Below are 23,738 nucleotides of genomic sequence, written 5' to 3'. Positions count from 1 at the left end.
ACGACTGGGTTGAGTGTAATCCATTGCAGGCGGTGGCCCAACCTGCTTCAAATATTGCAGGCCTTTTAACGCGCCTCACGCGAATATCCAACCAATTTCACGCTTCAATATATAACTATATGACAAATTTATATGTCGATTACTGAATATCATCGAGACGTTCGACCGCATATGGGCCGGATTGCAAATGACTGATTAAATAATCAACACACACCTTCATGCGGGCCGAGTTGGATGAACGCATGGGCGTGACCGCCCAAATATCAGCGGGCTGACTGTATTGCGGTAACACCCGAATCAGTTTGCCTTCACGGATAAGGTCCACCACGTCCCATTCCGCCAACAAGATAATACCGTGGCCGGCTACCGCCCAGTTCTTGGCAATGTCGCTGTGATGAGAACGCAACTGACGGCCATCCACCCGCACGGTTTCCATGCCGTTGGGGCCCATCATGCGCCACGAGCCATTGCCAATGTCGCCGTGCTTATAAAGCAGGCAGTCGTGCTGGGCCAAATCCCAGATGGTTTGGGGCTCGCCCTTACGCTCCAGATAGTCCGGAGCCGCGGCCAGCACCCGACTCGACTTCTGAACCAGCTGAGAAACGACGTGAGGCTCGCCAACGCTGCCGTTACGGATATCAATATCAATGCCTTCCTCCAGCAGGTCCAAGCGCCGGTCAACCAGCTCCAGCCAGACATCCAGACCCGGGTATTCCTTCACCAGATTGGAAAGAATCGGGCCGACGTGATAACGCCCCAGGCGCAAACTGGTGGCAATCCGGAGTGATCCTGTCGGCTGTTCCTGACTGCTGGCCACTTCTTTTTCCAGCGCATCCGCCGATTCCAGAATTTGCTGGGCCCAGCGATGAGCCACCCCACCTTCACGGGTAATCTGGATGGAACGCGTGGTGCGGTTGAACAAACGTGTGCCCAGCTTGGTTTCAAGATCGGCAATGCGCTTGCTGATATACGCCGCCGAGTAGCCAAGTTCCGCTGCTGCCTTGGAAAAGCTGCCTGTACGGACCACACAGCAGAACACCGTGAGGTCCATGAGTTCCCATCGATTCTTCATGATTAGTTAAAAATAATTCAAATATACGCTTAATTATCATCAATTAATTATTGGCTAGTATCAACCGACTCGAATCCTGAACGAAATAAATACAAGCACACTCAGGTATGAAAAGCGTAGCCATTGCCGTATTTGCTGACGATCAGCGCATACATACACAGATAGAGCGCATCCGCCGCAGTGACCAGTGTCACCTTGCCGCGATTGTCGATCCGACCGCTCAGCACGCCGAACTGGCTGGTGAGCACCAGTGCCACTGGTTCGCCGATGTTGCCGCGCTGATTTGTTCTGACGATGACAAGCCATCGTGCCAGGCATTGTGGCTCTGTCCGTCGCCCGCTATTACCGCGGCCGAGGTGACACAAGCTGCCACCATGGCGATGCTGGCAGGGATTCCGGTGCTGATCGACAGTGATGCCATCGCCTCACTCGATATGGCCCGTGAACTCGGCTATGCCGCCACAGTGACTCGTTCCCTGCACTCTCAAGCCTCGCTGCCCGGTAGCCTCTGCTGCATCAGCCAAAGCGCTCCGTTCAATCCGTTGGTCGAACGTTTGAAGCGCGGCCTGTGCGGGCATGCCAGCATTGAAGGAAACCTTGCGTTTCCAACACCACAGTCTTTATTCAGCCGCATCAACCTTGGTCTTCACAGCGCCGATGTTCAGCCACTGCTGCACATGGTGGCCGTGGTCAGACAACTGGCCGGTCCAATTGCTGAAATCCGCACCGAGCACATGCAGCCGCTGAATATCCATGCGCAGTCCTCAGCCGCCAGCGGCCAGCTGCGCCTGGCCTTTGCTGCCGGCAACGATGCCAGCCTGACGCTGACCAGCCATGAAACCGATGCCCTGGCCTCCGAGAGCGTGGCCATCAACCAGATCAGCGTCACGACCCAATTGCCGAACCAGCCAGCCACTCGCACCAGCGTGGCGCTGTCGATGAACCTGCCAATGAGCACTGCCGACAGTGAGTTGCGCTATTTTTGTCAGCAAGTGTCCCGTACGGATGGTGAAAACCACTGTCCTCTGGTAAATGATGTGGCCGAATTTATTACAAATCTGGAGATCGTCCAGGCGATTTTCCGATCCGCAATCAGCGGAAAAACCCAGCAGGTATTACCTGCAATTCACGAAAAGCCGGAAATAACTGGTACTCTTTAAAACGACAATAACAATCGGAGCACGATATGAAAAAGTTCCTGGCCAGCACGCTGGCAGTCCTGTCCCTGGCCTCAACCACTGCAATGGCTGCGGACTACCCAAGCAAAGACATTCAGGGTGTTATCCAATGGGGTGCCGGTGGCTCTACCGATACCGTTATGCGCTCGGTAAGCCCGCTTGCTGAAAAGGTGTTGGGTGAAGACATCGTTCTGACCAACAAGACCGGTGGCGTTGGCGCAATTGCGACCAAATACGTTTACTCCCGTAAGGCCGATGGCTACACCCTGCTGATGGGTGCGGAAAACCCACAGATGTACAAGGTGCTGGGTCTGTCTCCTATCGACTACAGCGACATGATTCCAATCAGCATTCTGGCTCGTGGTACGCCGATCTTCGTTGCCAACAACGATGCGCCTTACAACAACATGGCCGAGCTGATCGAATACGCCAAAGCCAACCCGGGCAAGGTAAAATCCGGTTCTACCGGTAAAGGTGGTATGACTTCCATCGTCATGGCCATGCTGCAGTCCCAGGTAAAACTGGACTTCACCATGATTCCTTACGACGGTGACGGCCCGGCTCTGACCGCTCTGCAAGGTGGTGCGGTTGATATCATGCCAGCGGTACTGGGTGCAGCCATTGAGCACATCCGTGCCGGTCGTATGAAGGTGATCGGTCTGGTTGACGTTGCTGCCAACGATCTGCTGCCAGGTGTTACGCCAATCACGGATACCCTGCCAGGCATGAAGAGCTACCTGCCATGGGGCCCATTCTTCGGTGTATTCGTGAAGAAAGGGACTCCGGAAGCAGCCGTTGCCAAGCTGTCTGAAGCGTTCCACACCGGTGCTGAGTCTGAAGACTTCAAAGCCCTGATGAAAAAGCGTGGTTTCACCGTGATGGGTACTTCCGGCAAGGAAGCGGTCGACTTCCTCGAAAGCTACCGTTCTGTTTCCTCCTGGCTGGTATATGACGCCGGCTTCGCCAAGCACTCGCCAGAGAAGTTTGGTATCAAACGTCCTGAATAATCCCCGCTGATCATTCGTTAGATGTTGTTAACGCACGAGCCTTGAGTTGCTCAAGGCTCCGTGCATGTCTGTTCATGTATTTGTAGTGAGGGTAAGGCGTGTCTGACCATACAGCCATCCCGAAGAAGCCCGGCGAAACCCTGTTCGGTTTCCTGTTTCTGGGCCTCAGTCTGTTCCTGTTCTGGCAATCGTATGAAATTGCCGGATTCGACGCCCTGAGCTCCCCCGGAGCCTTGCCGTTGGCGGCCTCTGGCCTGATGGTAATCAGCTGCGTGATTGCCCTGATTGATGATTTCAAGCGTCCTGCCGAAGCGGGCCAGATCAAGGCCTTCTTTGAGCACATCCTGCCGCTTTCCGTGGCACTGATGATCGGCATTATTTTCCTCTTTGCCGTATTGCTGGAAGACGTTGGTTTTATCATCACCGCCTTTGTCTTCCTGGTCGGTACCATTCAGCTTTTGCACCGTAAGGGCATTGGCAAGTCGCTGCTGATTGCCGCGGTATCGCTGGTATTTGTGTACCTGATTTTCCGAATTGTGTTTGTTGTGGTGTTGCCGGAAGGGATCATTCCCGAGCGCGAGATCATGGCCGTCATTGAAGCCTGGTTTGAGTGAGTAGCACCATGTTGGAAGCATTATCCTATTTCGCCACCTCGTGGCTTAACCCGGAACTGCTGGCGCTGACGGCGCTGGGTACTTTCCTGGGTATTTATGTTGGTGCCATTCCGGGTCTGTCTGTGACCATGGCGGTATCGATTCTGATTTCCTTCACGTTCTCGTGGGAAGTGAACAACGCCCTGTGTCTGATGGTGGGCATTTATATGGGTGGTGTGTACGGCGGTTCCCGTACGGCCATTCTGCTGAACATTCCGGGCGCACCGTCCGCCATTGCCACGGCACTGGATGGTTACCCGATGGCCCAGAAGGGCGAAGCCGGCCGTGCCATTGGCCTTTCAACCGTGATGTCGGTCATCGGTGGTTTTGTCGGCATTATTGTGCTGTCTGTCGCCGCGCCGACCGTCAGTGAGTTTGCCATCAAGTTCCAGCCACGGGATTACCTGATGCTGGGCCTGATCGGCATTCTGCTGGTGGGTTCACTGTCTGGTGAAAGCCTTTCAAAAGGCATTTTTGCCGGTGCTCTGGGCGTACTGATTGGTACCGTAGGCCTGGACCCGCTGACCGCAGAAGAGCGCTTCACGTTTGGCGTTGTTGAGCTGTGGAACGGCATTAACCCGGTGGCCGTGATGATTGGTATGTTCGGTATTGCCGAAGCCCTTAACCAGCTGCATCACCTCGACAAGACCGCCATCAAGCAGAAAGTCGACAAAATCGTACCGTCGTGGAAGGACATCAAGAAGTACCTGCCACTGTCGCTGCAAAGCTCCTCCATTGGTGTGGTTGTTGGCTCCCTGCCGGGCACCGGTGGCGATATCGCCGCTCTGATGGCCTACGATCAGGCCAAACGTTCTACCAAGAATCCGGAAGTGCCATTTGGTAAAGGCGCCAAGGAAGGTCTGATTGCACCGGAAGCTGCCAACAACGCGGCGGTGGGTGGTGCCTATATTCCAATGCTGACGCTGGGTATTCCGGGCGATGCCGTCACGGCGGTGTTCATTGGTGCGCTGTTTATTCACGGCTTGAACCCGGGTCCAATGCTGCTGACTGAGCAGCCAGATATGTTCTGGTTCACCGTCGGTAACCTGACACTCGCCAACATCTTTGTACTGATCTTCGGCCTGACCGGCATCAAACTGTTCGCCAAGATCGTTGAGATGCCAAAAGGCATTCTGATCCCGCTGATCTTCCTGCTGTCGATTGTCGGTGCCTACGCCATCAACAACTCGATTGCCGATATCTGGTGGATGCTGGGCTTCGGTGTACTGGGCTACTTTATGAAGCAGTACGGTTATCAGGTGGGTCCGGTCATTCTGGGCGTGATTCTGAGCCGACTGATTGATGAGAACTGGCGTCGCGCCATCATGTCGGAACGCGAAGACATGGGCTCATTGTTCATAAACCTGTTTGCCAGCCCACTGTCGATCGTCCTGTTCGTCGCTATCTGCCTGATTTTTATCTCGCAAACGCCGATCTGGACCAAGTGGCTGAAGCCCAAGCTGAGCCGCGGCTGATACCAGCGATACCATGTAAATAGCACCTAAAAAAACGCCTCGCATTGCGAGGCGTTTTTGTTTCTGGCCATTTTCGTTTCTAACGATGGTTCAGACAGTCAGTCTGGCTTAAGCAGCCGCCACCTGACGCTGCATGTGGGCAATATCCACCAGCAGGTTCATATGACGCACCCGACCCCGTTGAAGGGTCCAGGTAATCGCAATGGTGATACCCACCAGCTTGTTGTGAGGCTGAAAACCGAAAATCGGCTTTTTGAAGGTGCCGCACAGGGTCATCACGCTGATGGCGCGATCGCCGTCAGACATCAGGTCTTCAATGGTCAGATCGTAATCTGTGATGGCGGATTGAAGGTATTCGATTTCATCCACGAAGGCATCAAAGCCCTGTGACTGCATGGACTGGGAGGCGTGGTAAAGAAAATCCCTGCTTACCATCTGTCGCACCAGATTGAATCGACCCTTTCCCCAGGCATTCTGAATAAACTGCTCTACGAGCACCTTGTTGTCTTCAAACATGTCCATTTCCGTGGGAATGTGAGTTTGTGTATTTATGTAATGACAATCTTAGCAATTGTTTCAGTTTGTCGTGACGAAACCGGGTCATTTTCGTGACCTGGTTCACTTTTTCAGAACATTTGTTTTCTTATTGGATCATATGTAGTTCGTATACGTTCTGGTACCAAACTGCAACCAGCGCACCACTGTGTGTTTTTTGGGTAATCAGGACCTTACCCACATCAGAGCGGCCAGCAAAGGGAATTGGTCAACAACTCATCGGAGATCGTCAAAATCTCGACCGAATCTCACAATTGAGTGACGTAGCAATGTCGAATTGAAGTGCGATTGAAGCGAAACCAGGAACTGGAATCAGGAACTGGAATCAGGAACTGGAATCAGGAACTGGAATCAGGAACTGGAATCAGGAACTGGAATCAGGAAGTGAAATGAGAAAGACGAAACTGTCGAGTGGACAAAGATGACAGCAGAACGGCACCCGTTAACGGGTGCCGTCTAGACGATCAGCTGCTGGAGTTACTCAGGGCTTCGAACTGCTGTTCGATATAGTCCAGCGTGGTGTTCAGGGTTGAGATCAGCGCATCGTTGTAGGAAAACGCCGACTTCAGCAATTCTTCCTGAACGTTCATACGTTCATCCAACGCGGCCTTCTCTTCTTCAATCTCAGTGGCTCGGTCTTCCAATGAAGACAGCTTGGATTGAATCACAGAGTCACTGCCCGACAACAAGGATTCCAGCAGGTCGGCCATCTGGTCCCCAAAGCCCGACACATAGGTCACGCTGCCGCGCTCGCCAACCGAGCCGCCTGTCACTTTCAAACGCAAGCCAGAGGCCGCGTCTACATCGCCCTGAGCATCAGCCCCACGTTCACCATCTCCGATGCCCTTGATGAAACCAAATACAGCCGACGCTTCAGCACTGATTTCCGTGATTTCGACTTCCGAGTCCTTGCCCGAGCTGTTCGAGATGATGCTCAGCTTGTTGTAGGCGAACGAGCTGCTGTCGTCGGTGTAGTCCACAGAAACACTGATGTTTTCTTCGGAGAAGGCCGAGGTGCCGTTAATGGCGGTTTCCAACGCCGACGCAAGAGCAGACCCACTGACGTAGGTCGCCGGATAGCTCAGCTGAACTTCCGCCTCTACCCCATCGATGTTGATACTGAACTTGCTATTGTCGGCATCCAGCGTAACCGCCGAAGTAAAATCAGCGGCTTCGTTGGCAATGTAATAGCCAGGCGTAGCGGCGGTATTGCCGTTGGTGGCCCGCAGAAACTGGCCACTGCCAGAGGCTTCAATACCGTTAATGGTACCTTCCACGTCTTTGCCGGTCGGAATCTCGGCAGAGTACACAGTGACATCCTGCAAGCCCAGAAACGCGGTGGCGGCGGCATCCAAGTCAGTAAAGCCGATGCTGCGGCTCTGCCCACCAATAGTAATTTCCAGCGAGCCCAGATCCGCATCAGCGTCGTACACGTAATTCACCGCAGTATCGAGGTCGGAGCCGTAATGACGGTCGCTGTCCGTCAGGCCCAGGCCATCGTAGCCATTGGTGGCGGTTTCGGCCGTCATCGCCAGCGTCGTTGCTGCACTGCCCGTCACGTTGGACACTTCAATGCTGGCAGAAGACCCCAGGGTCGCCGCATTACGAATGCCATTCTGGCTGACGGTTTCAAAATACAGTTGGCCAGCACCATCTACTTTTGCGGCAATGTCCCCGGCGGCAAAACTGCCACTGGCCACCAGCGCCTCGTCGAGGGCCTGCTGGATCACCGTCAGGTTGGAGTCGGCGTCATTACTGCCGCTGGCACCATTACCGTCGACGGTGACATCGATTTCCTGCCCTGCCACCGTCAGCGTGAAGGCCGCGTTGTCGCTGCTGAAATCAATGCCGCTGCTGATATCACCAAAGCTGGAGGTGTACGCCCCGCGGCCATCGGCCACCACTTCGATGTACTCTTCATGGCCAGTGGCGTCGGTGGTGAGCTTCAGGCCGGTGCCGTTGAGGCTGGCGGTCACAACACCTGCGCCATAGGCGGCATCCAGTGCGGTTTGAATATCAGCGATGTTGTCACCGCTGGACGAGTTGATAACGATTTCTTGCTCGTTGCCCGACACGTTGAGCGTAAAGCCCGCATTGGTGGCACCAAAGTCGATGGTGGTGCTGACATCACGAGAACCGGTATCCACTTCAGCACCGCTGACCAGCCCGGACAGGTTGGCATCGGCACTGATGCTGCTTTGAATGGCACTTTGAACCGCATTGGCCAGGTCGGCCCCGGTGGCATAGGTGCCCGCCGGCACGGTCACCAGTGAATCTCCGGTAACGTCGTCGACTTCCACCCGGAACGCCACATCGCTGGCCAGCGTAAAGCCGGCGTCCTTACCGTTACTTTGTGGGCCATCGGTATCACTCAGGCCCAGCAAGGTATCGGAGGTACCCGTGCCAACACTGGTGATCTCAATGCTTTTACTGGCACCTGCGGTGGCGGTGGTAAAGGTCAGGTAACCGTCGTCACTGAACGACGCCGTTACTTCTCCAGCCAAGGCGGTGGCATCAATCGCTGTCTGAATGGCCTGCAAGGTATCTTCACGATCGCCAAACACGCCATCGCCATTCAGGTCGTTACCGGCTGCGTTCTGGGTAACCGACACCGCCACCGCGGCAGCACCATCGACCGACAGCGAAAAGCTGGCGTTACTGGCGGCAAAATCAATACCGTCGTCTTCTGCCACGGTACGGCTACCGGCCAGTGTGCTTGCGCCTTTGCCGTTAAAGGCCGCCGCATTCAGGGTAGTCAGCTGAGCGCCTTCGTAGGTACCCGAATCCAGAGTATTGAAACCCAGCGTGTTGGCGGTGTTGGTATCGACGCTGGTGAAGTACACCTGCGACGATGAACCATACGTGTTGGAGGTAATATCAAATGACTGTTTGGTTTCGTCGTAGGCCACCGTCACGGAATAGCCGTTGTTGGCAATGCTTTCCGAACTGTTGATCTGCAACGCCAATTCACGCGCCAGTGCATCGGCGGAATCGTAGCTGCCCTGGGTTAACGACACGCTGCCGGTTTTGCCATTGACGTTGATGGTGAAATTGTCGTTTTCATCGTCAATCACCACCGGCGAGCTGAAATCCATGCCGCTGACCGAACCGCCCTCGTAGACGGCCTGGGTCGCCAACTGGGTAATCACCACATCGTAGGTGCCCGGCTGGGTATTGATCGAGTCGTTAACGTAGGTGATCTGGCTGTCGGACGTGACCCCGGATTTGGCCATGATGCCAATCACCGAACTACGCGCTTCGGTCATGGCGGTCTGGAAGGTCGATTGGTCAAATTCCAGCAGGTAGCCATTGTCCTGGTCGGACGTCACCCCAAGCTCTGTCAGCGAGCGGTAAGAGGTGCCATCGAGGCCGGTGATGGGTTGGCTCAGCAAGGAACGAATTTGCGACTGAATCGTCCGCAAGGTGGAGTCACCCAACAGCACGCCACCGGTTTCGCTGGTGGTGTCGTAGGCGGTGACTTCGTCGGTGAAGGTTTTGTATTCGTTGTAGGCGTCAACGAAAGCCTGAATGTTTTCGGCCAGCTGTTCGGTATCGGCGGCCACGGTAATGGTCACACTGGTGCCCACGTCGGCGCTTTTCAGGTTCAGCGTGACGCCGTTGATCACTTCGTTGACGTCGTTGCTGCTACGGGTGATCTCCAGACCGTTCACCACCAGCAAGGCATCCGAACCCTGACTGGTTTGTTCCATACTGGTGTAGGCCGACTGGTTGGCGTTGTAGGCCAGCGCCGCCAGGCCGTCCGACAAGGCATTGCCATTGGCGTCCTGCGCCTGAATGTTCATGGCGTATTCTTCACCGGTTTCATCCGATGTCACCAACAGACGATAGCCATTACCATCGTTCACAATGCTGGCCGTGACGCCAAAATCTTCGTTATTAATGGCGTCGCGAATGCCGCTCAGTGTGTGATTGGACTCATCAATCTCAATGGTCGCACCGGCCTGATCCGGATTGATTTCCTGGCCGATGATATTGCCATCGTTGTCATAAATATTGGTGCCGAAGCTGAATACCAGTTTGCCGGTGCCGATGATTTCACTGCTGCTGTCGAACGCAGAGGTCGCCAGTGCATGGGCCTTGGCGGTGGCTTGCACTTCTACCGTGTAGGTGCCCGGGTCGGCCGAGCTGGATGTGGTCGCCGTCAGAATGCTTTCATTGGAAGACGTGGCGGTTGTGGAAGCCGCTTCCGATGGGCTGGCCAGCGCACTGACCGCAGAGTCCATGGTCGACAGCAGCGACTGGATTTCGCCAAACGCGGTAATACGAGCCTCAATCAGCTCCTGTTCCGATTCCAACCGGCTGTCGGATGCTTCACGCTCGGCAGCGATGATGCTTTCCATCAATTCGGTGGTCAGAACCCCGGACCCAAGACCCAGCGTTTCTACTGTTGCCATGTTGAACTCCCGGTGCGAAAAACGGCACCCATAAAAAAACCCACACCAGCGTTATCGGCCAGTGTGGGTTTCACTTAAGTGTAAAATTGTGTGCTTGTTACACCTGAGCGCTGAACAATAACGATGGTTCCTCGTCATTCAATTTCTGCGCCAGTTCCAGTGCCAGTTCACTGGGCATTTGACGAATCAGCTCTTCTGATTGCTTGTCGTACACCCGGATCACCGTACGGCCACTGGTATCATCCATTCGAAACTCAAGACTGCGTTCGGATTGCTGCACGTATTCGTTAATACGGCTTACAGCTTCCTGAACCTTTTCTGGTTCTACAGCGGCCATTTCATTCCCTTTGGTTTCTGCCTCTGGCGAAACCTTGCCGCTGTCAATTTGAGCAACAGACGATTCCTGGTAAGCACTTTTTGCCTTCATGGACTGGCCACCAACTTGCAGGGTGTTGATGCTCAGTCTTTCAGGACGATCCATACTGATTTCATTCATGGCTCACCTCACAGGTTAAAATTCAAAAGAAGGTGACCTTGCGGTCACCGACCCGAGGATTAACCCAGCAGTGACAGTACGTTCTGGCCAGCGGCGTTCGCCTGTGCCAGTACCGAAATACCCGCCTGCTGCAGCACGGAAGTACGAGACATCTCCGCGGTTTCTGCTGCAAAGTCCGCATCCTGAATACGGGAGTTCGCAGAACTCAGGTTTTCGGATGTAATGGCCAGGTTGCTCACCGTGGATTCCAGACGGTTCTGCACCGCACCGAGGTCAGCCCGCTGGCTGGCCACCTGTTGAATGGCGTTGTCGACGGCGGTAATGGCCATTTGCGCGCCTTCAAAGGTCGTGATGTCGATGTCAGACAGCGCCTGACCGTCTTCACCACCACCGTAAGTGCCTGCCTTGAAGCCAGTGTCATCCAGGCCTTTGGAGCCATTGCTGCCGTATTCCACTTCAAAGCCATTAGCGCTTTGCAGAGTCACGGTAGAGTACGTGGTTTTGGCACCATCAGCGTAGCTGAACTCATCAACGGTGGTGGCACCAGTATCCTGACCCACACTGTCTGAGCTCAGACCGAAGTTCTCAATCGACGTACCTACGTCAGTGACCGCTTCAGAAGCCGTCGCCGAGTCAGCAAACAGCGAGATGTTACGGCCATCAGAGGCTGTCAGCGTGAGGGTTTCACCGTTGTCTTCTGCAACCACCCCGGTTTGACCACTGACCGAGTTAATGGCAGTTATCGCGTTCGCCTTGTTGGTTTCGTAGTCACCGGTTTCAGTCAGGGTCACTTCGACATTGTTGATGGTCAGCGTCATGCTGTCACCAATGGTCACAGCACCCGCTGTGGCACCAAAGGTCAGTGCACCACTGTACTCACCGCCGGATACTTCCGTCGCGTTAACACTGGCCGATACGCCGGTGTCATCCGTAGCTTTATTGATCGCCGCGGCAATGGCAATACCAGAAGCCGAGGAATCTGAAGAGCCAGCCGTGGTATCCGAAGCCGTGTCATCCAGTGAGCTGGATGCCTGGATGGCAACACCATTGAGCACCAGGTCACCATCGTCGAGGGCTTTTTCGGAGGCTGCGGCCGAGGCAACAGCAACTCGAATGTCTTCAACGTTGGTACCGCCCACAGTAATGTCGCCAAAACCGGCGTCAGCCAATGCGGTGTTGAAATCCGCCGCCGTAGCACCCGCAGCGTTCGCAATAGTCAGTCCATACTCGTTACCGATGGTCGTGATATCAGCAGCGGCAGCAGCAGCGCTACCGACCAAACCGTCATCATTGGCTGCGCCTACGGATTGCTCGGTGGTTGAGGTATAAGCCGTCTGAGCGCTGTAGGTACCCGCCTGCAGACCAGAGTTTTCAATATTGCCGTTGCCGGTATCATTGCCACCCGTGATCACAATATCGGTGTTGGCATTCTCTGCGGTCAGAGTGAAACCAGCGTAAGAGGTATCGGTATTACCTGCAGCGGTATCGCTATCGGCCAGACCATAAGCACTCAGGTCGTTGGCGGCACTGGTCAGGGTAATGTTACGACCGTCGGACGCAGTCAGCACAACGCCGCCCGCCTCACCGCCGTCAGATGCCGTTACACCGGTCTGTTCGGACTTGGCGTTGATCGCCGCCACCACAGAACCACGAGTACCGGATTTTTCCGCTTCGGTGGAGTTGGCCGTACCTTCCAGGCTGATCTCAACACCGTTGAGGTCAATGGTAATCGCAGCCGCTGCGGTGGTTGCTTCGTCCATGGTGGAACCCAGCATCACGTTTTCGTCAACGGTTGCAGTCACACCGGTTTCAGCAGTAGATGCGTTGATGGCTGCTGCTTTCGAGATACCGCTCATTTCCTTATCGGTGAAAGAGAGGTCATCGTCGTTGGCAATGGATGCCTGAATGGCAACACCATTGATGTTGAGGTCACCATTTTCCAGTGCGGAGCCTACCCCCTGTGCAGACACACCAGACTGGTCGGAAGAACCCATCTTGTCAGCGGTCAGCTCAGAGATAGACACGTCTACGGTCTGGCCCGCGTTAGCACCCACCTGGAAGGTGGCAGAGAAAGAACCGTCCAGCAGGGTACTGCCGTTGAAGTCGGTGTCTTCTGCGGTACGGCTGATTTCAGACACCAGCTGGTCAACCTCAGCCTGCAGGGCTTCGCGGTCAACATCGGAGTTGGTGGCGTTGGAAGACTGAACCGCCAGTTCACGAATACGCTGCAGGTTTTCGTTAATGGAGCTCAGAGCACCTTCTGCCGTTTGCACCAGGGAAATACCATCGTTGGCATTTCGGGTAGCAACGGTCAGACCGTTAATTTGGGAAGTGAAGCGAGTAGAAATGGCCAGACCAGCCGCGTCGTCCGCTGCACTGTTAATGCGCAGGCCGGAAGACAAACGCTCCATTGCCGTTTGGTTCGCAGACTGTGAAGTGTTCAGATTACGCTGAGCATTCAGAGATGCGATGTTGGTATTAATTACTTGTGGCATGGTTAATCTCCTATGAGAATCTGGAGCAACCACCACCTCGGTAATGGGCAGTGCTCCGCCTGACATTGTCATAGGGGTTAACGGCACCCTTTTTGGGGACTTTAGAATTTTTTTTGCGATTTATTGGGTCCCGCCGTTTATGACGATTTTCCGCCATCTGTGGTTGGTTTTTGTGCTGTTTTATCGTCGCTTAGTGGGCTCAGGCGCGGTTTTTGTAGCAGGTAGCCCTGACCATAACGCACCCCAAGATCGTAGACACAGCGCAGTTCGTCACTGGATTCCAAACCTTCTGCAATCACCAGTGAGCCCACTTCGGCTGCATACCCCACCAGCGAACGCACCATCGCCTGTTGCTCATGGTCCAGATGAATGGACGCGACCAAACTGCGGTCGAGCTTGATCCAGTCGGGTTTCAGAACCAGTACGTGTTTCATTGAAGCGTATCCTGCGCCAGCGTCATCAACAGCTACGCGGGCACCTGCCGCACGCAACCGGTCCAACACAAACACCAAATCGCTGTAGAGCGCCACCGCCTCGCGCTCGGTAATTTCAATCACCAGCCGATCAAGGGACTGCCGCAACAGAAACTCGCTGCACTCCTTGCTGCACAGTACCGCAGCAGAGAGGTTGACCGACAGCAGTTCGCCCTCTGCCAGCAGCGGCAAACGGGCCAACGCCAGCTTCAGACATTTCAGCTCCAGCGGTACCGCCAGGCCGACTTCAGTAGCGTCGTGAAAGACCGATTCAACATCGTCCAGCCAGCCGTCCCGGCATTCTTCCTCCAAGCCACCTTGTTGTGGACAACGGAAACGCGCCAGCGCCTCTTGGGCATAAGGTTGCATTCGAATCTGATCATCACCTTGCTGCAACGTGAAGACCGGCTGCAAGGCGATCTCAATCGCCCGGGATTCCATAAACTGCCGCAGCCGTTGAATCATGCTCTGACGCTGGCGAGCGTACAGCACATCGGCAGAGATAAACCGTCCAACCAGCGCAGCCATCAATTACATGAATTCAAGGTCACGGTGACCTATGTCCAGCACCACATCGCGGCTGAAGCAACAAAAGGTCCCGTAAATACTGCCGTCGTTCAGGACGATGGGAACACTCAGGTGAGTACCAATGGGAAGCGATCGGGTCGCCGGAATTTCCAGCGCCAATGGCAGTTGGCAGGCATCAATAATCAGCCCCGGCAGCTCCTTGTTGACGATGCGTTTGCAGTAACTGTCGTCGAGCGGGTCGGAGCCGTCGACCTCAATCGGGCAAAACAATTCGTCGGCATTGATATGACGGAAATACCGGCGACCATTCTGAAACTCGGAAATAAACGCCACTTCCATGCTGAAGCTGCGACGCACAAACCGCAACAGTGACGACAGCAAAGCCTCCCACTCGTGCTGGTCATTGGCCGCGACACTCAATCGAGCCAACAGCTCCGCACCCTGACCATCTTTGTAAAAAGAGCCAGCTGACATCATGTCAATGAACCTCCTGTTCAAATCCAACGCGGTTTGAATCAAAGCTAGTACCCACTTACCGTCATGATCAATAGACACGGCCGGGTTTTCAATCCAATCAAACTATTGGGCATAAATTGCCCATTCTTTATACTCGTGCGACTGCACACAACTGCAACCGTGATCCATGAATAAAGAAAAACGCATCGAAATTTTCTCGCGCCTGCGCGACGCCAACCCGCACCCGGAAACCGAGCTTGAATACAGCACGCCTTTCGAATTACTGATCGCCGTACTGCTATCGGCACAGGCCACCGATGTCTCGGTCAACAAGGCCACCCGCAAACTGTATCCTGTAGCCAACACCCCCGAGAGCTTACTGGCCCTTGGGGAAGAAGGCGTGAAGGAATACATCAAGACCATTGGCTTGTTTAACAGCAAGGCCAAGAACGTCATCAAGCTGTGCGAGATACTGATCCAACAGCACAACAGCGAAGTGCCGCAAACCCGCGACGAGCTGGTCGCCCTTCCCGGCGTTGGCCGTAAAACTGCCAACGTGGTGCTGAACACTGCGTTCGGCCAGCCAACGATTGCGGTCGATACACATATCTTTAGAGTGTCGAACAGAACTCGCATTGCACCGGGCAAGGATGTCGACGAAGTAGAACAACGGCTCTTGCGACTGGTGCCAAAAGAATTTCGGCTGGACGCTCACCACTGGCTGATTTTGCACGGCCGCTATACCTGCGTGGCCCGCAAACCCAAGTGTGGCGCTTGCCTGATTGAAGATTTGTGCGAGTTCAAACAGAAGACGTCGGACTGAGCCGCAACCGCCAGATCCGACCCACCCGCTTGATACAGGATCACCGAATATGAGAATGCTCCACACCATGCTGCGCGTTGGCGACCTGCAACGCTCCATCGATTTTTACACCAACATCATGGGTATGCAGGTTCTGCGTCAGCACGATAACGAAGAATACCAATACACCCTCGCGTTTGTGGGCTATCAGCCAGAAAGCGAAGGTGCCGTGATCGAGCTGACCTATAACTGGGGCCAGTCCGAATACGACCTTGGCAACGCCTATGGCCACATTGCATTGGAAGTAGACGATGCCGCAGCCGCCTGCGAGCGCATTCGTAATGCCGGTGGCAAAGTCAGTCGTGACGCCGGCCCCGTCAAAGGCGGCAGCACCATCATTGCCTTTGTGGAAGACCCGGATGGCTACAAGATTGAGTTGATTGAGAAGAAAGCATCCAGCGCATTCTGACTTGCGCTGTTGTAATCGGCGCTCTGTGTCTGTGCGCTGGTGAAGTAGTAACAGGCCTCAGGACGAGGCCTGCAAAAGATATGGCTTTTCAGACTGTGTCAGTCAGACTCTGATGGGCCACACAGCTTGTGTGTCAGCGACAGGAACACCCCCAGCGAACACAGCAGCAAGGCACACGCCCCCAAAATAGCCACCGGGTAAAACAGGTTACCTGCCAACTCCAGCTGGCTGTACTTGATGATCATGATCAGCGCTTCCAGCACCAGCGCAATACATACCGTGCCGACAAAGCGCGAAATGGTACGCCGCAGACTCACAAAGATATTCTCACCACGCTCATCGGCGGTGTACTCCTTGCCAACCCCAATGCCCAATTCATACATGGCCAATGCAATTACCAGATTGTTAATCGACTTGATCACGTGAGTGACCATATCGAGTTCAGGCGCGCCCAGGCCAGTAAAGAAATCGTAGAACGCCAGAAATACCAGCAGCAGGGATATTAAATGAAAAATGCCCGAAAACAGCAGCGCCACACCAATACGGTAATGCACCAGCGGCGAGCGTTCCTTTGCTCCGTGATCGGAATCAGAACCAGACAAATCGGTTACCTCTCTTGATTCTTGAACAGAAAAGACAGGAGATTCTCAGCCCGTGAGCCGCAGAATTCCCCATCCTGTTGGTACTCTATGCGACTGGGACTATCGGTCTGGGTTCCATTTAAGCTGGGGTTATCCGCGGCAACACACGGATTGAGCCTGATTGCTGGATGGGCAGCCTTGAATGCGGAACCCTTGTTCATGAGGGAAGTCGGCTGCTGAAGAGCCACAGGCACTAAAACAGCTACCTGCCCGCGAGGGCTGAGCCTCGCAAGCAGCTATCAAACACCAGAGCCGTGCGTACTTCTTCACGGCCGTCGGCACGATTTACAAGGTCTTCAGGTACGCCAGAATGTAATCCTGTTCAGCCTTGTCCGAGATGGCCACATGGCGCATGCGAGTACCCGGTACCAACTTGACGTTGTCGGCAATCCACATCCGCAGATTGTCTTCGCTCCAAACCAGACCCGATGCTTTCATGGCATCCGAGTAGGCAAACCGGGGCACGCTAGCCGCCTTACGCCCGACCACACCAGACAGACTCGGGCCAAAGGTATTGCGAGCTGAGTCTTCGGAATGGCAAGCGTGACAATTGTGTGCGAACAGTACCTTCCCCTGTGCCGACAGCATGGCATCGGCGTGGCTGAAGGTTGCGCCAACCAGCAGCGCAGAAGCCGCGATCAGACTGGCAAACAAGGGCGATGATGCAACAGTAAACATAGCTTTCATGGGAACACTCCTCATCAATGTCGGATCAGATTAATCCGCTTGAAAATCACTTGGTGAACCCAGTCTAAGTCTGCCTTTCAAGGCCGTTCTGCTGTACTTGAGTACTGTTTAAGGGGTGTTTATGAGGCTGGTCAAGGCTGCTCAACGCAGCCCCGTTTCAGATCAATACCGCTGCCGATTACACTTGTCGGCAGCGCACTTTTAAGCAGTGTGTTGGATCTTGTTTAGGGACGAGCTTCGGGCAGTCCTACAAGGACCAGTCAATCGGCTGCTGGCCCTGCTGCTGTAGATACTGGTTGATGGTCGAAAACTGTCGCAGACCAAAGAAACCACGGTGGGCAGACAATGGCGACGGATGCACCGATTTCAGCACCAGATGACGATTCTGATCGATGAAAGCGCCTTTCTTCTGGGCGTAGCTGCCCCACAACACAAACACCAGGCCACTGCGCTGTTCATTCAGTGCCCGAATGGCTGCATCGGTAAACTGCTCCCAGCCCTTTTTCTGGTGCGATCCAGCCTTGGCCTGTTCTACCGTAAGCGTGGCATTCAACAGCAAGACGCCCTGCTCTGCCCAAGGGGTTAAATCGCCACTTCCAGACATGGCAATGCCTAGGTCAGATTCAATTTCCTTAAAAATATTCACCAGCGACGGCGGTACCCGTACCCCTTGTGGGACAGAAAAGCTCAGCCCCATCGCCTGACCTGGGCCGTGGTATGGGTCCTGACCAATGATCACAACCCGGGTTTGATCAAATGGTGTGTGGTTAAACGCGTTAAAGATCAAATGACCTGGCGGGAAGATCACCTTCTGTTGGGATTTTTCCTCAGTCAGGAACGCTTTCAGCGCCTGCATGTAGGGTTGTTCCAGTTCCTGGCCAATAACCGCTTGCCAGGATGGATGAAGTTCGCCTGCTTTCGACATGCCTGTGTCCGTGCTCGAAGATCAAAAGCCGTTACTATATCAAAACCAGCCGTTGACCTGCTGCCTACCGGCCATAGAATGAGGCTGCAAGGTCCAGCGACAAGGGACACCCAACCACTGCCAAAAAGGAACAATCGATGATCGCCTGGGGGCTGCTGCTGTTATCCATATTCGCCATTGCGGCATTGTTTGTCGGTTACCCGGCATTTCTTTGGCTGTACCGGAAACAACACCCCGACGCCGCTAACCCGATACCGGCTCCGCTTGACGATGAACAGCTGCCATCGCTGTCTGTTCTGGTTGCTGTGCGCAATGGTGAACACCTGATCCAGCAAAAAGTCGACAACGCTCTGGCACTGGATTACCCGGCCGACAAGCTGGACGTCGTGGTAGTTTCCGATGGTTCGGATGACCGTACCATGGAGATTCTGAACGCCATCGAACATCCAGCCCTGACAGCCATGGCGCTGCCCGCACACCTTGGCAAGCACGAAGCGCTGAACACCGGCATGCCACACTGCAAGGGCGATATCGTATTGTTCACCGATGCAGATGCCATGTTGGAGCCGGGTGCCGCCAGACAGCTGGCCAAGCACTTTAGCGATGAAAAGGTGGGCGGGGTTGGCGGCCAACGATTAATCGGTGAGTCCGGTCACGCCGGTGCGGCATCAAGTGGTGCAGGGACGGCGCAGCTGCAATCCGCTCAGTCGACCTATATTGATGCCGACAGCAAGTTGAAGATTCTCGAATCCCGGTTGGGCAGTGTGACGTCTAACGATGGCAAGATATACGCCATTCGTCGGTCACTGTTTCAAGGGGTTGCGGCTGCGGTTACCGATGATCTCTACACCTGCCTGACAATTTTGGCGCAAGGCTATGTGTTCCGCTTTGAGCCTACCGCCAAAGCCTGGATCAAAACACCTTCCCGGGGGTCATCCCATGAAGTATCACGCCGCCGCCGAATTGTGAATCGCTCCCTGCGCGGTATATGGCTGAACCGCCGGGTACTCAACCCAGCCTGCACAAGCTGGCAAATTGCCGTCGGCCTGTTCATCAACAAGGTGATGCGCCGTATGTTGCCCTGGTTTTTGGTAATTTTGCTGCTAAGTAGTCTGGCGTTGATTGCCCAATGTAGCTGGATGCTGCTGTTGCTACTGCCACAGCTGGGCATTTATGGCGCTGCACTGGTGCAGTGGCTGGCGGCCGACCGCGTGCCCTCACTGGGGCCGCTAAACAAACTCTTGTCGGTCTGTTTTTACTTTGCCGTGGGCAACATCGGTACCGCACTGGGCGGCATCGATTTTCTCAAAGGCCACCAGCCAGTGCGCTGGGACCCCAAGAAGTCCGGTTAACGGCAGCCGTGCTATTCGACAGCGGAAAGATCAAAGTTTTCCGCTGGATTCTCTCTCGGCTCCTGCCTTGAGGGCTCCGCCAGCTTGACGGCCAGGTCTTCCGATTTCATCACCGTCATAGCCTCCTCACTGGCGTCATTCCCGCTTGCAGCAGCCAACTGTTCGGAATCCGCGTCGTGCTGGCTCTGGGCTGTCGTGCCAAACAGCAAAAAGTGAATACGCTGCCACAGCGTCGGATCTGATGGCGCCGCAGCGGCAGAATTCGTGGCCTCTTCACTGGCAGCAGGAGCCGCTTGCTTGCTGTTGTGACTGGCTGCTGGTGGGTTTTGCTCCATTACCCGTTCGGCCTCGAACAACTGCATGGAATTCTCGGCCGGCTTGGCCTGACGGGTCTCCAACGACTTCACTAGGTCTGGAGCAACAATCAAGCGGGTTTCAGACGTGGTGTAATTAACCACCACCGCGAGCACAAGCATGGCCGCAACGGCACCAGCAATGCGCTTACTACCTACCGGGTGACCATCAGCCCAACTCAGAATACGATCAAACCATCCTTGTGGTTCTGGTTCATCCTCGTCGTCATCATCAATGGACTGATACTGGGTAGCTGGCTGCTGTTGCTGGGTCGCACTCACTACAGACTCAACCATCGAGGTATCCACGATGGTTCGACCATGCCATTCCGCGGCCGCCAGACACTGGCTGCACAGGGCATAGAAACTACCGGGAAAACCGCTGCTGTAGTCGTAGATCATATCCAGCGAGTCGTCAGCGAAGGCAATTGCACCGCCTTTCTGCATGGCCAGCTCGGCAACAAAACGCCGAAACCCGGCTCTTGAATAGCCCCCGATGGTGCCTTGAAATTGCCATGGGTAGTCAGCCAATGGCGCTTCGGTAGTAAACACCGCCGGCAAGAGCTGCTCGCCATTGGGGTCGGAGAAAGCCAGTCGGAACACCAACTCCCAACTGCGGGATGACAATGTGTCGGCATCATCCACCAGCAACATCATCCGTTGCTGAGGCGCGTTTCGAATCAGAGCCTCTGCAATCCGGGACAGTACCAGATCGGTTTGTTGCACATCCGGACAGGCAATGCCCAGGCGCTGACAAATATCCAGCAAGACCGAATGACTCGATAATGATGCGTCGTTCACTACCACCACGAGGTGTCCGTCACGGCTCAAGCGGCTTTCAAGAGCCCGTAACAAGGTGGATTTGCCCGCCCCCCACTCGCCATGAATACAGGCTGGGCCAAGGCCGGATGTCAGCATTCGCTGCAAGGTATCCAGACAGTAGCGGAAACGACTGTCGATCAGAAGAATGTCGGTTTGAGCACTAGCGTTGTGTGTTCCGTCCATAACGTCACAACCTCCATGGAAGTCCTTTCCAGTATAGACGACTCGCTAGAAAGCGCCGCGAGTTACAACGATGTCGCTATTGGTCAGAGCATTGAGTGTGGTTCACCACCAGTTTCACCCACTGGTCCAGAATGGTATCGCGGCTGAAATCTCCGGCGCGTAACAGCGCTTGCTGCCGATAATGCGATTGTAAGCCGGAGTCTTCCAGCAGGGTTTTAATGGCGTCAGCCAGAGACAACTCCGCAGCGGTTAAAGTTTCACCAGAATTGGGGCGATCTTCAAGTGGTGCCGTCAGCACACCAAACGCAGCGTGGTCGATACCACCGGTTTTCTGACTCGGACGAGTGTCTGGTGCCAGCAATTCCCTGGGCCCCGAGCGGCAATCGGCAGAAATCACCGGGCGGCCCAAAGCCATCGCTTCCAGCAAGGCATTGGGAAAGCCTTCCGAGCGAGAAGACAAAACAAACACACTGCAACGTCCAACCCAGGCGTATGGATTGGCCTGAAATCCGGCCAGATGAATGCGCTGCTGCATACCCAGCCGATCAATCAGCTGTTGCAAGCGTTCGCGCTCAGGGCCGTCGCCGACAATCACCAGGCGGGTGTCGGGTCGCTCACGGGTTGCATGGGTAAAGGCTCGTATCAACGCGTCCTGTCGCTTCACTTTCACCAGCCGACCACAGGTCAGCACACTGTTTCCTTGCAGCATGGCCAACGCTTCCGGTGGCAGCTGCTGCTGTGCTTTTTGCTGCATTTGCTGATCATAGAAATTGTTGATGACCGAGACCCGCTGTATCCCCGGAAACAACTGCTGCAAATCTTCCGCTGCTTCTGCTGAATTCAAATTGATATTGTCAGCTCGCCCCAACAACACCGAGTAACCGGCTTTCACCAAAGACCGCTTGAGAGCATCCTTGTCCGCCAGTGCCATACTCAGGTGCTTGCGAATCGAGATGATCCGGGCGACCTTACGGGTCCCCAGCAAATTGAGGATATTGGCCCGCTCCATAAAACTGATGACCAAATCCAGCTGGTGCTGCTGAACCAGGCGGCGAAAGCGCCAATGAGTACGGGGAAAGGCCAAAGCTTTTTGCAGGGTCGATTTGGGCAGAATCGTGTTCAGGACGGTGATGCGCTCAGCCAACTCCTGCTGCTGTTCTGGTGTGCCCGGCAGGGGCATATTGCCGACTGGGTCTATGCAGTAAAAGCGCACATCCATACCCACATCCAACAAGGCTCTGGCAACCGCCAGCGCCATGCGTTCGGCTCCACCAACCCCCAGTGTGGCAATCAGGATTCCGACCTTGATCGGGCGTGATGTCGGCAGTTCCGTATTCATGCAGATACCATCAATCGTCTTTCAGTTCTGGCAGCTCGCCGTTGGCGATCATTTGTTGCTGTTCAATCTTGAAGGCTTCGTAGTGCTTGATGGTACCCGCCAAGCCAATCAGCAGCAGGAAATACTTATGTTCAAGACCACTTTTGAAAAAGAAATACAAGCAAACGCCCACCATCGACAGTTTCAGCGCTGCCGCTAATTGGGACTCGGCTTCCAAACCATGCCGGGCTAGATTTTTTTCCGCACTGGCAAAGTTGCTGTACATACGCCACAGCAGAAAAAAGAACGCGAACATGCCAATGGTGCCGGTACCAACCATGACCTCAAGATAAGTGTTGTGGGCAGGGCGTTGTTCCATATCGAAGAATTTGGTTTCTACCGACCTGACCCAGTTTTCCTTGAAGGTATCCGGCCCGGTGCCAATGATCGGGTGCTCTTCAAATGCCTTGAAGGCCACTGTCACATACGACCCGCGTCGGTCCAGAGAGCGGTCCTGAGCCGGCTCATCGCTGACCAGCGACATTTGCCGCTCGACAAAATCCTTGGGAATAAACAGCACCACCAACACCGAGAAAACGGCAAACCCGGCAATCACCAAGCCAAAATAGCGCACCTGGAATTTGCTTTTGTACTGGTTCAGCAGTACCGCAGTGGTCAACATCATCACCAGAAAGCCTGCCCGCGACAATGAAGAAACTACTCCGCCGACCACGCACAGGGTCGCAATCCAGCCAACGATTTTGCCCATGTTGCTTTTGGCGTAAACGGCACCGCGCACCGCCAATGGATAAGCAAACATGCACATGATGGCCATGTTGTTGGAGCTCAGCGTGGCGCCTACCCCGCGGTTCGAATCTTCCTGTTGGAATTGCTCCATACCGCCGAAATAGCCCAGACAAGCCAGGAACGAACCAATTCCGGTACTCCAGAGAATGCCCCAGAACAGACTCCGTTCCAGACTGATGGGGTTGATCACCAAGACCGTCATGGTCACCAGTACCAGCCCCATGATCAACGTGGTCATGCCACTGATGGATTGATCCGGAAACGGCGATATCAGTCCTGAGACGGCATTAACCAGCAAGAACAGAAAATACGGCCCCCAAATACTCGAAGAAAAACGGCTGATGGACCGCTTGTTCATCATCAGACAGGGGAAGATCAGCAGGATCAGACCAGCCATGGCAAGATGGTCAATCCGCAGCGGGCCGATGGAGCGCCACTTGAAGAAAGGTACGGTGAAAATGATCACCACAAACAGCAACTGCGGTAACCAGAAATCAAAGCAGGTGTCGTAGCGCCCCCCAAGCACACGCTGCTTGAGTATCTCCGTTGGGTTGATCTCCGGGCGCTTCACAGGAA

At 54.7% G+C, this 23,738-nt stretch carries 20 protein-coding genes; 7 read left to right on the top strand and 13 right to left on the bottom strand.

Going from position 1 to position 23,738, the window contains the following annotated elements:
- Positions 1–139: 139 nt before the first annotated feature.
- Positions 140–1,051, bottom strand: coding sequence for a LysR substrate-binding domain-containing protein (locus G516_RS0111965; protein ID WP_211225107.1), 912 nt, complete (start codon positions 1,049–1,051; stop codon positions 140–142).
- Between the two features lie 128 nt (positions 1,052–1,179).
- On the opposite strand from G516_RS0111965, the gene G516_RS0111960 reads away from it, so the two are divergent.
- The 4 genes from G516_RS0111960 to G516_RS0111945 all read left to right on the top strand — a co-directional run bounded on the left by G516_RS0111960 (position 1,180) and on the right by G516_RS0111945 (position 5,385).
- The gene (locus G516_RS0111960) at positions 1,180–2,232 is read left to right on the top strand and encodes a Gfo/Idh/MocA family oxidoreductase (RefSeq protein WP_028293864.1); all 1,053 of its coding nucleotides are present in this window, start codon (positions 1,180–1,182) and stop codon (positions 2,230–2,232) included.
- A 26-nt stretch (positions 2,233–2,258) separates the two neighbouring features.
- Positions 2,259–3,257 (top strand): Bug family tripartite tricarboxylate transporter substrate binding protein, encoded by a 999-nt coding sequence (locus G516_RS0111955; protein ID WP_028293863.1) that lies wholly within the window; start codon positions 2,259–2,261, stop codon positions 3,255–3,257.
- Between the two features lie 98 nt (positions 3,258–3,355).
- On the top strand, positions 3,356–3,871 hold the full coding sequence (locus G516_RS0111950; RefSeq protein ID WP_028293862.1) for a tripartite tricarboxylate transporter TctB family protein: 516 nt from the start codon (positions 3,356–3,358) through the stop codon (positions 3,869–3,871).
- 8 nt (positions 3,872–3,879) lie between these two features.
- Positions 3,880–5,385 carry a tripartite tricarboxylate transporter permease gene (locus G516_RS0111945; protein ID WP_036536155.1) on the top strand — a complete coding sequence of 502 codons (1,506 nt, stop codon included), beginning with the start codon at positions 3,880–3,882 and terminating at the stop codon, positions 5,383–5,385.
- Between the two features lie 108 nt (positions 5,386–5,493).
- Here G516_RS0111945 and G516_RS0111940 read toward each other — a convergent pair whose 3' ends face one another.
- The 6 genes from G516_RS0111940 to G516_RS0111915 form a co-directional block, all read right to left on the bottom strand.
- Complete coding sequence (locus tag G516_RS0111940) at positions 5,494–5,901, bottom strand: ester cyclase (protein ID WP_028293860.1); 408 nt, start codon at positions 5,899–5,901, stop codon at positions 5,494–5,496.
- Positions 5,902–6,404: 503 nt separating this feature from the next.
- Positions 6,405–10,355 carry a flagellar filament capping protein FliD gene (fliD, locus tag G516_RS0111935; protein ID WP_028293859.1) on the bottom strand — a complete coding sequence of 1,317 codons (3,951 nt, stop codon included), beginning with the start codon at positions 10,353–10,355 and terminating at the stop codon, positions 6,405–6,407.
- A 97-nt stretch (positions 10,356–10,452) separates the two neighbouring features.
- A complete protein-coding gene (locus tag G516_RS0111930; RefSeq protein ID WP_028293858.1) occupies positions 10,453–10,851 on the bottom strand; it encodes a flagellar protein FlaG in 399 nt (132 codons plus the stop codon).
- 59 nt (positions 10,852–10,910) lie between these two features.
- On the bottom strand, positions 10,911–13,346 hold the full coding sequence (locus G516_RS25175; protein WP_028293857.1) for a flagellin N-terminal helical domain-containing protein: 2,436 nt from the start codon (positions 13,344–13,346) through the stop codon (positions 10,911–10,913).
- 137 nt (positions 13,347–13,483) lie between these two features.
- On the bottom strand, positions 13,484–14,347 hold the full coding sequence (locus tag G516_RS22215; protein WP_051219357.1) for an EAL domain-containing protein: 864 nt from the start codon (positions 14,345–14,347) through the stop codon (positions 13,484–13,486).
- Between the two features lie 3 nt (positions 14,348–14,350).
- Positions 14,351–14,824 (bottom strand): GAF domain-containing protein, encoded by a 474-nt coding sequence (locus tag G516_RS0111915; protein ID WP_028293856.1) that lies wholly within the window; start codon positions 14,822–14,824, stop codon positions 14,351–14,353.
- Positions 14,825–14,990: 166 nt separating this feature from the next.
- Here G516_RS0111915 and nth point away from each other — a divergent pair, with 166 nt between their 5' ends.
- Positions 14,991–15,626, top strand: a complete 636-nt coding sequence (nth, locus tag G516_RS0111910; protein WP_028293855.1) for an endonuclease III — start codon at positions 14,991–14,993, stop codon at positions 15,624–15,626.
- Positions 15,627–15,675: 49 nt separating this feature from the next.
- Positions 15,676–16,074, top strand: coding sequence for a lactoylglutathione lyase (gene gloA / locus G516_RS0111905; RefSeq protein WP_028293854.1), 399 nt, complete (start codon positions 15,676–15,678; stop codon positions 16,072–16,074).
- A 98-nt stretch (positions 16,075–16,172) separates the two neighbouring features.
- On the opposite strand, the gene G516_RS0111900 is transcribed toward gloA, so the two are convergent.
- The 3 genes from G516_RS0111900 to ung form a co-directional block, all read right to left on the bottom strand.
- Entirely contained in the window at positions 16,173–16,676 is a 504-nt protein-coding gene (locus tag G516_RS0111900; protein WP_211225106.1) for a hypothetical protein, read from the bottom strand.
- A 324-nt stretch (positions 16,677–17,000) separates the two neighbouring features.
- The gene (locus G516_RS0111890) at positions 17,001–17,402 is read right to left on the bottom strand and encodes a c-type cytochrome (protein WP_245582665.1); all 402 of its coding nucleotides are present in this window, start codon (positions 17,400–17,402) and stop codon (positions 17,001–17,003) included.
- Between the two features lie 247 nt (positions 17,403–17,649).
- The gene (gene ung / locus G516_RS0111885) at positions 17,650–18,327 is read right to left on the bottom strand and encodes a uracil-DNA glycosylase (protein ID WP_028293850.1); all 678 of its coding nucleotides are present in this window, start codon (positions 18,325–18,327) and stop codon (positions 17,650–17,652) included.
- 137 nt (positions 18,328–18,464) lie between these two features.
- On the opposite strand from ung, the gene G516_RS0111880 reads away from it, so the two are divergent.
- Positions 18,465–19,679, top strand: coding sequence for a glycosyltransferase (locus G516_RS0111880; RefSeq protein ID WP_028293849.1), 1,215 nt, complete (start codon positions 18,465–18,467; stop codon positions 19,677–19,679).
- 11 nt (positions 19,680–19,690) lie between these two features.
- On the opposite strand, the gene G516_RS0111875 is transcribed toward G516_RS0111880, so the two are convergent.
- The 3 genes from G516_RS0111875 to G516_RS0111865 form a co-directional block, all read right to left on the bottom strand.
- Positions 19,691–21,037, bottom strand: a complete 1,347-nt coding sequence (locus G516_RS0111875) for an AAA family ATPase (protein WP_028293848.1) — start codon at positions 21,035–21,037, stop codon at positions 19,691–19,693.
- 76 nt (positions 21,038–21,113) lie between these two features.
- Complete coding sequence (locus G516_RS0111870) at positions 21,114–22,376, bottom strand: glycosyltransferase (protein ID WP_028293847.1); 1,263 nt, start codon at positions 22,374–22,376, stop codon at positions 21,114–21,116.
- Positions 22,377–22,386: 10 nt separating this feature from the next.
- Positions 22,387–23,733: an O-antigen ligase family protein gene (locus G516_RS0111865; RefSeq protein WP_028293846.1), complete on the bottom strand. Its 1,347-nt coding sequence runs from the start codon at positions 23,731–23,733 to the stop codon at positions 22,387–22,389.
- Positions 23,734–23,738 lie beyond the last annotated feature (5 nt).

This window comes from Oceanobacter kriegii DSM 6294, from assembly GCF_000422845.1.
GTDB lineage: Bacteria > Pseudomonadota > Gammaproteobacteria > Pseudomonadales > Oceanobacteraceae > Oceanobacter > Oceanobacter kriegii.
This window is presented reverse-complemented; position numbering and strand designations above follow the sequence as displayed.

Coding starts and splice junctions, on each gene's coding strand:
- G516_RS0111930 (WP_028293858.1), bottom strand. CDS start 10,851: ATGAATGAAATCAGTATGGATCGTCCTGAAAGACTGAGCATCAACACC.
- ung (WP_028293850.1), bottom strand. CDS start 18,327: ATGTCGAAAGCAGGCGAACTTCATCCATCCTGGCAAGCGGTTATTGGC.
- G516_RS25175 (WP_028293857.1), bottom strand. CDS start 13,346: ATGCCACAAGTAATTAATACCAACATCGCATCTCTGAATGCTCAGCGT.
- G516_RS0111945 (WP_036536155.1), top strand. CDS start 3,880: ATGTTGGAAGCATTATCCTATTTCGCCACCTCGTGGCTTAACCCGGAA.
- G516_RS0111940 (WP_028293860.1), bottom strand. CDS start 5,901: ATGTTTGAAGACAACAAGGTGCTCGTAGAGCAGTTTATTCAGAATGCC.
- G516_RS0111880 (WP_028293849.1), top strand. CDS start 18,465: ATGATCGCCTGGGGGCTGCTGCTGTTATCCATATTCGCCATTGCGGCA.
- G516_RS0111965 (WP_211225107.1), bottom strand. CDS start 1,051: ATGGACCTCACGGTGTTCTGCTGTGTGGTCCGTACAGGCAGCTTTTCC.
- G516_RS0111960 (WP_028293864.1), top strand. CDS start 1,180: ATGAAAAGCGTAGCCATTGCCGTATTTGCTGACGATCAGCGCATACAT.
- G516_RS0111875 (WP_028293848.1), bottom strand. CDS start 21,037: ATGGACGGAACACACAACGCTAGTGCTCAAACCGACATTCTTCTGATC.
- G516_RS22215 (WP_051219357.1), bottom strand. CDS start 14,347: ATGGCTGCGCTGGTTGGACGGTTTATCTCTGCCGATGTGCTGTACGCT.
- G516_RS0111915 (WP_028293856.1), bottom strand. CDS start 14,824: ATGATGTCAGCTGGCTCTTTTTACAAAGATGGTCAGGGTGCGGAGCTG.
- G516_RS0111890 (WP_245582665.1), bottom strand. CDS start 17,402: ATGAAAGCTATGTTTACTGTTGCATCATCGCCCTTGTTTGCCAGTCTG.
- G516_RS0111955 (WP_028293863.1), top strand. CDS start 2,259: ATGAAAAAGTTCCTGGCCAGCACGCTGGCAGTCCTGTCCCTGGCCTCA.
- nth (WP_028293855.1), top strand. CDS start 14,991: ATGAATAAAGAAAAACGCATCGAAATTTTCTCGCGCCTGCGCGACGCC.
- gloA (WP_028293854.1), top strand. CDS start 15,676: ATGAGAATGCTCCACACCATGCTGCGCGTTGGCGACCTGCAACGCTCC.
- fliD (WP_028293859.1), bottom strand. CDS start 10,355: ATGGCAACAGTAGAAACGCTGGGTCTTGGGTCCGGGGTTCTGACCACC.
- G516_RS0111870 (WP_028293847.1), bottom strand. CDS start 22,376: ATGAATACGGAACTGCCGACATCACGCCCGATCAAGGTCGGAATCCTG.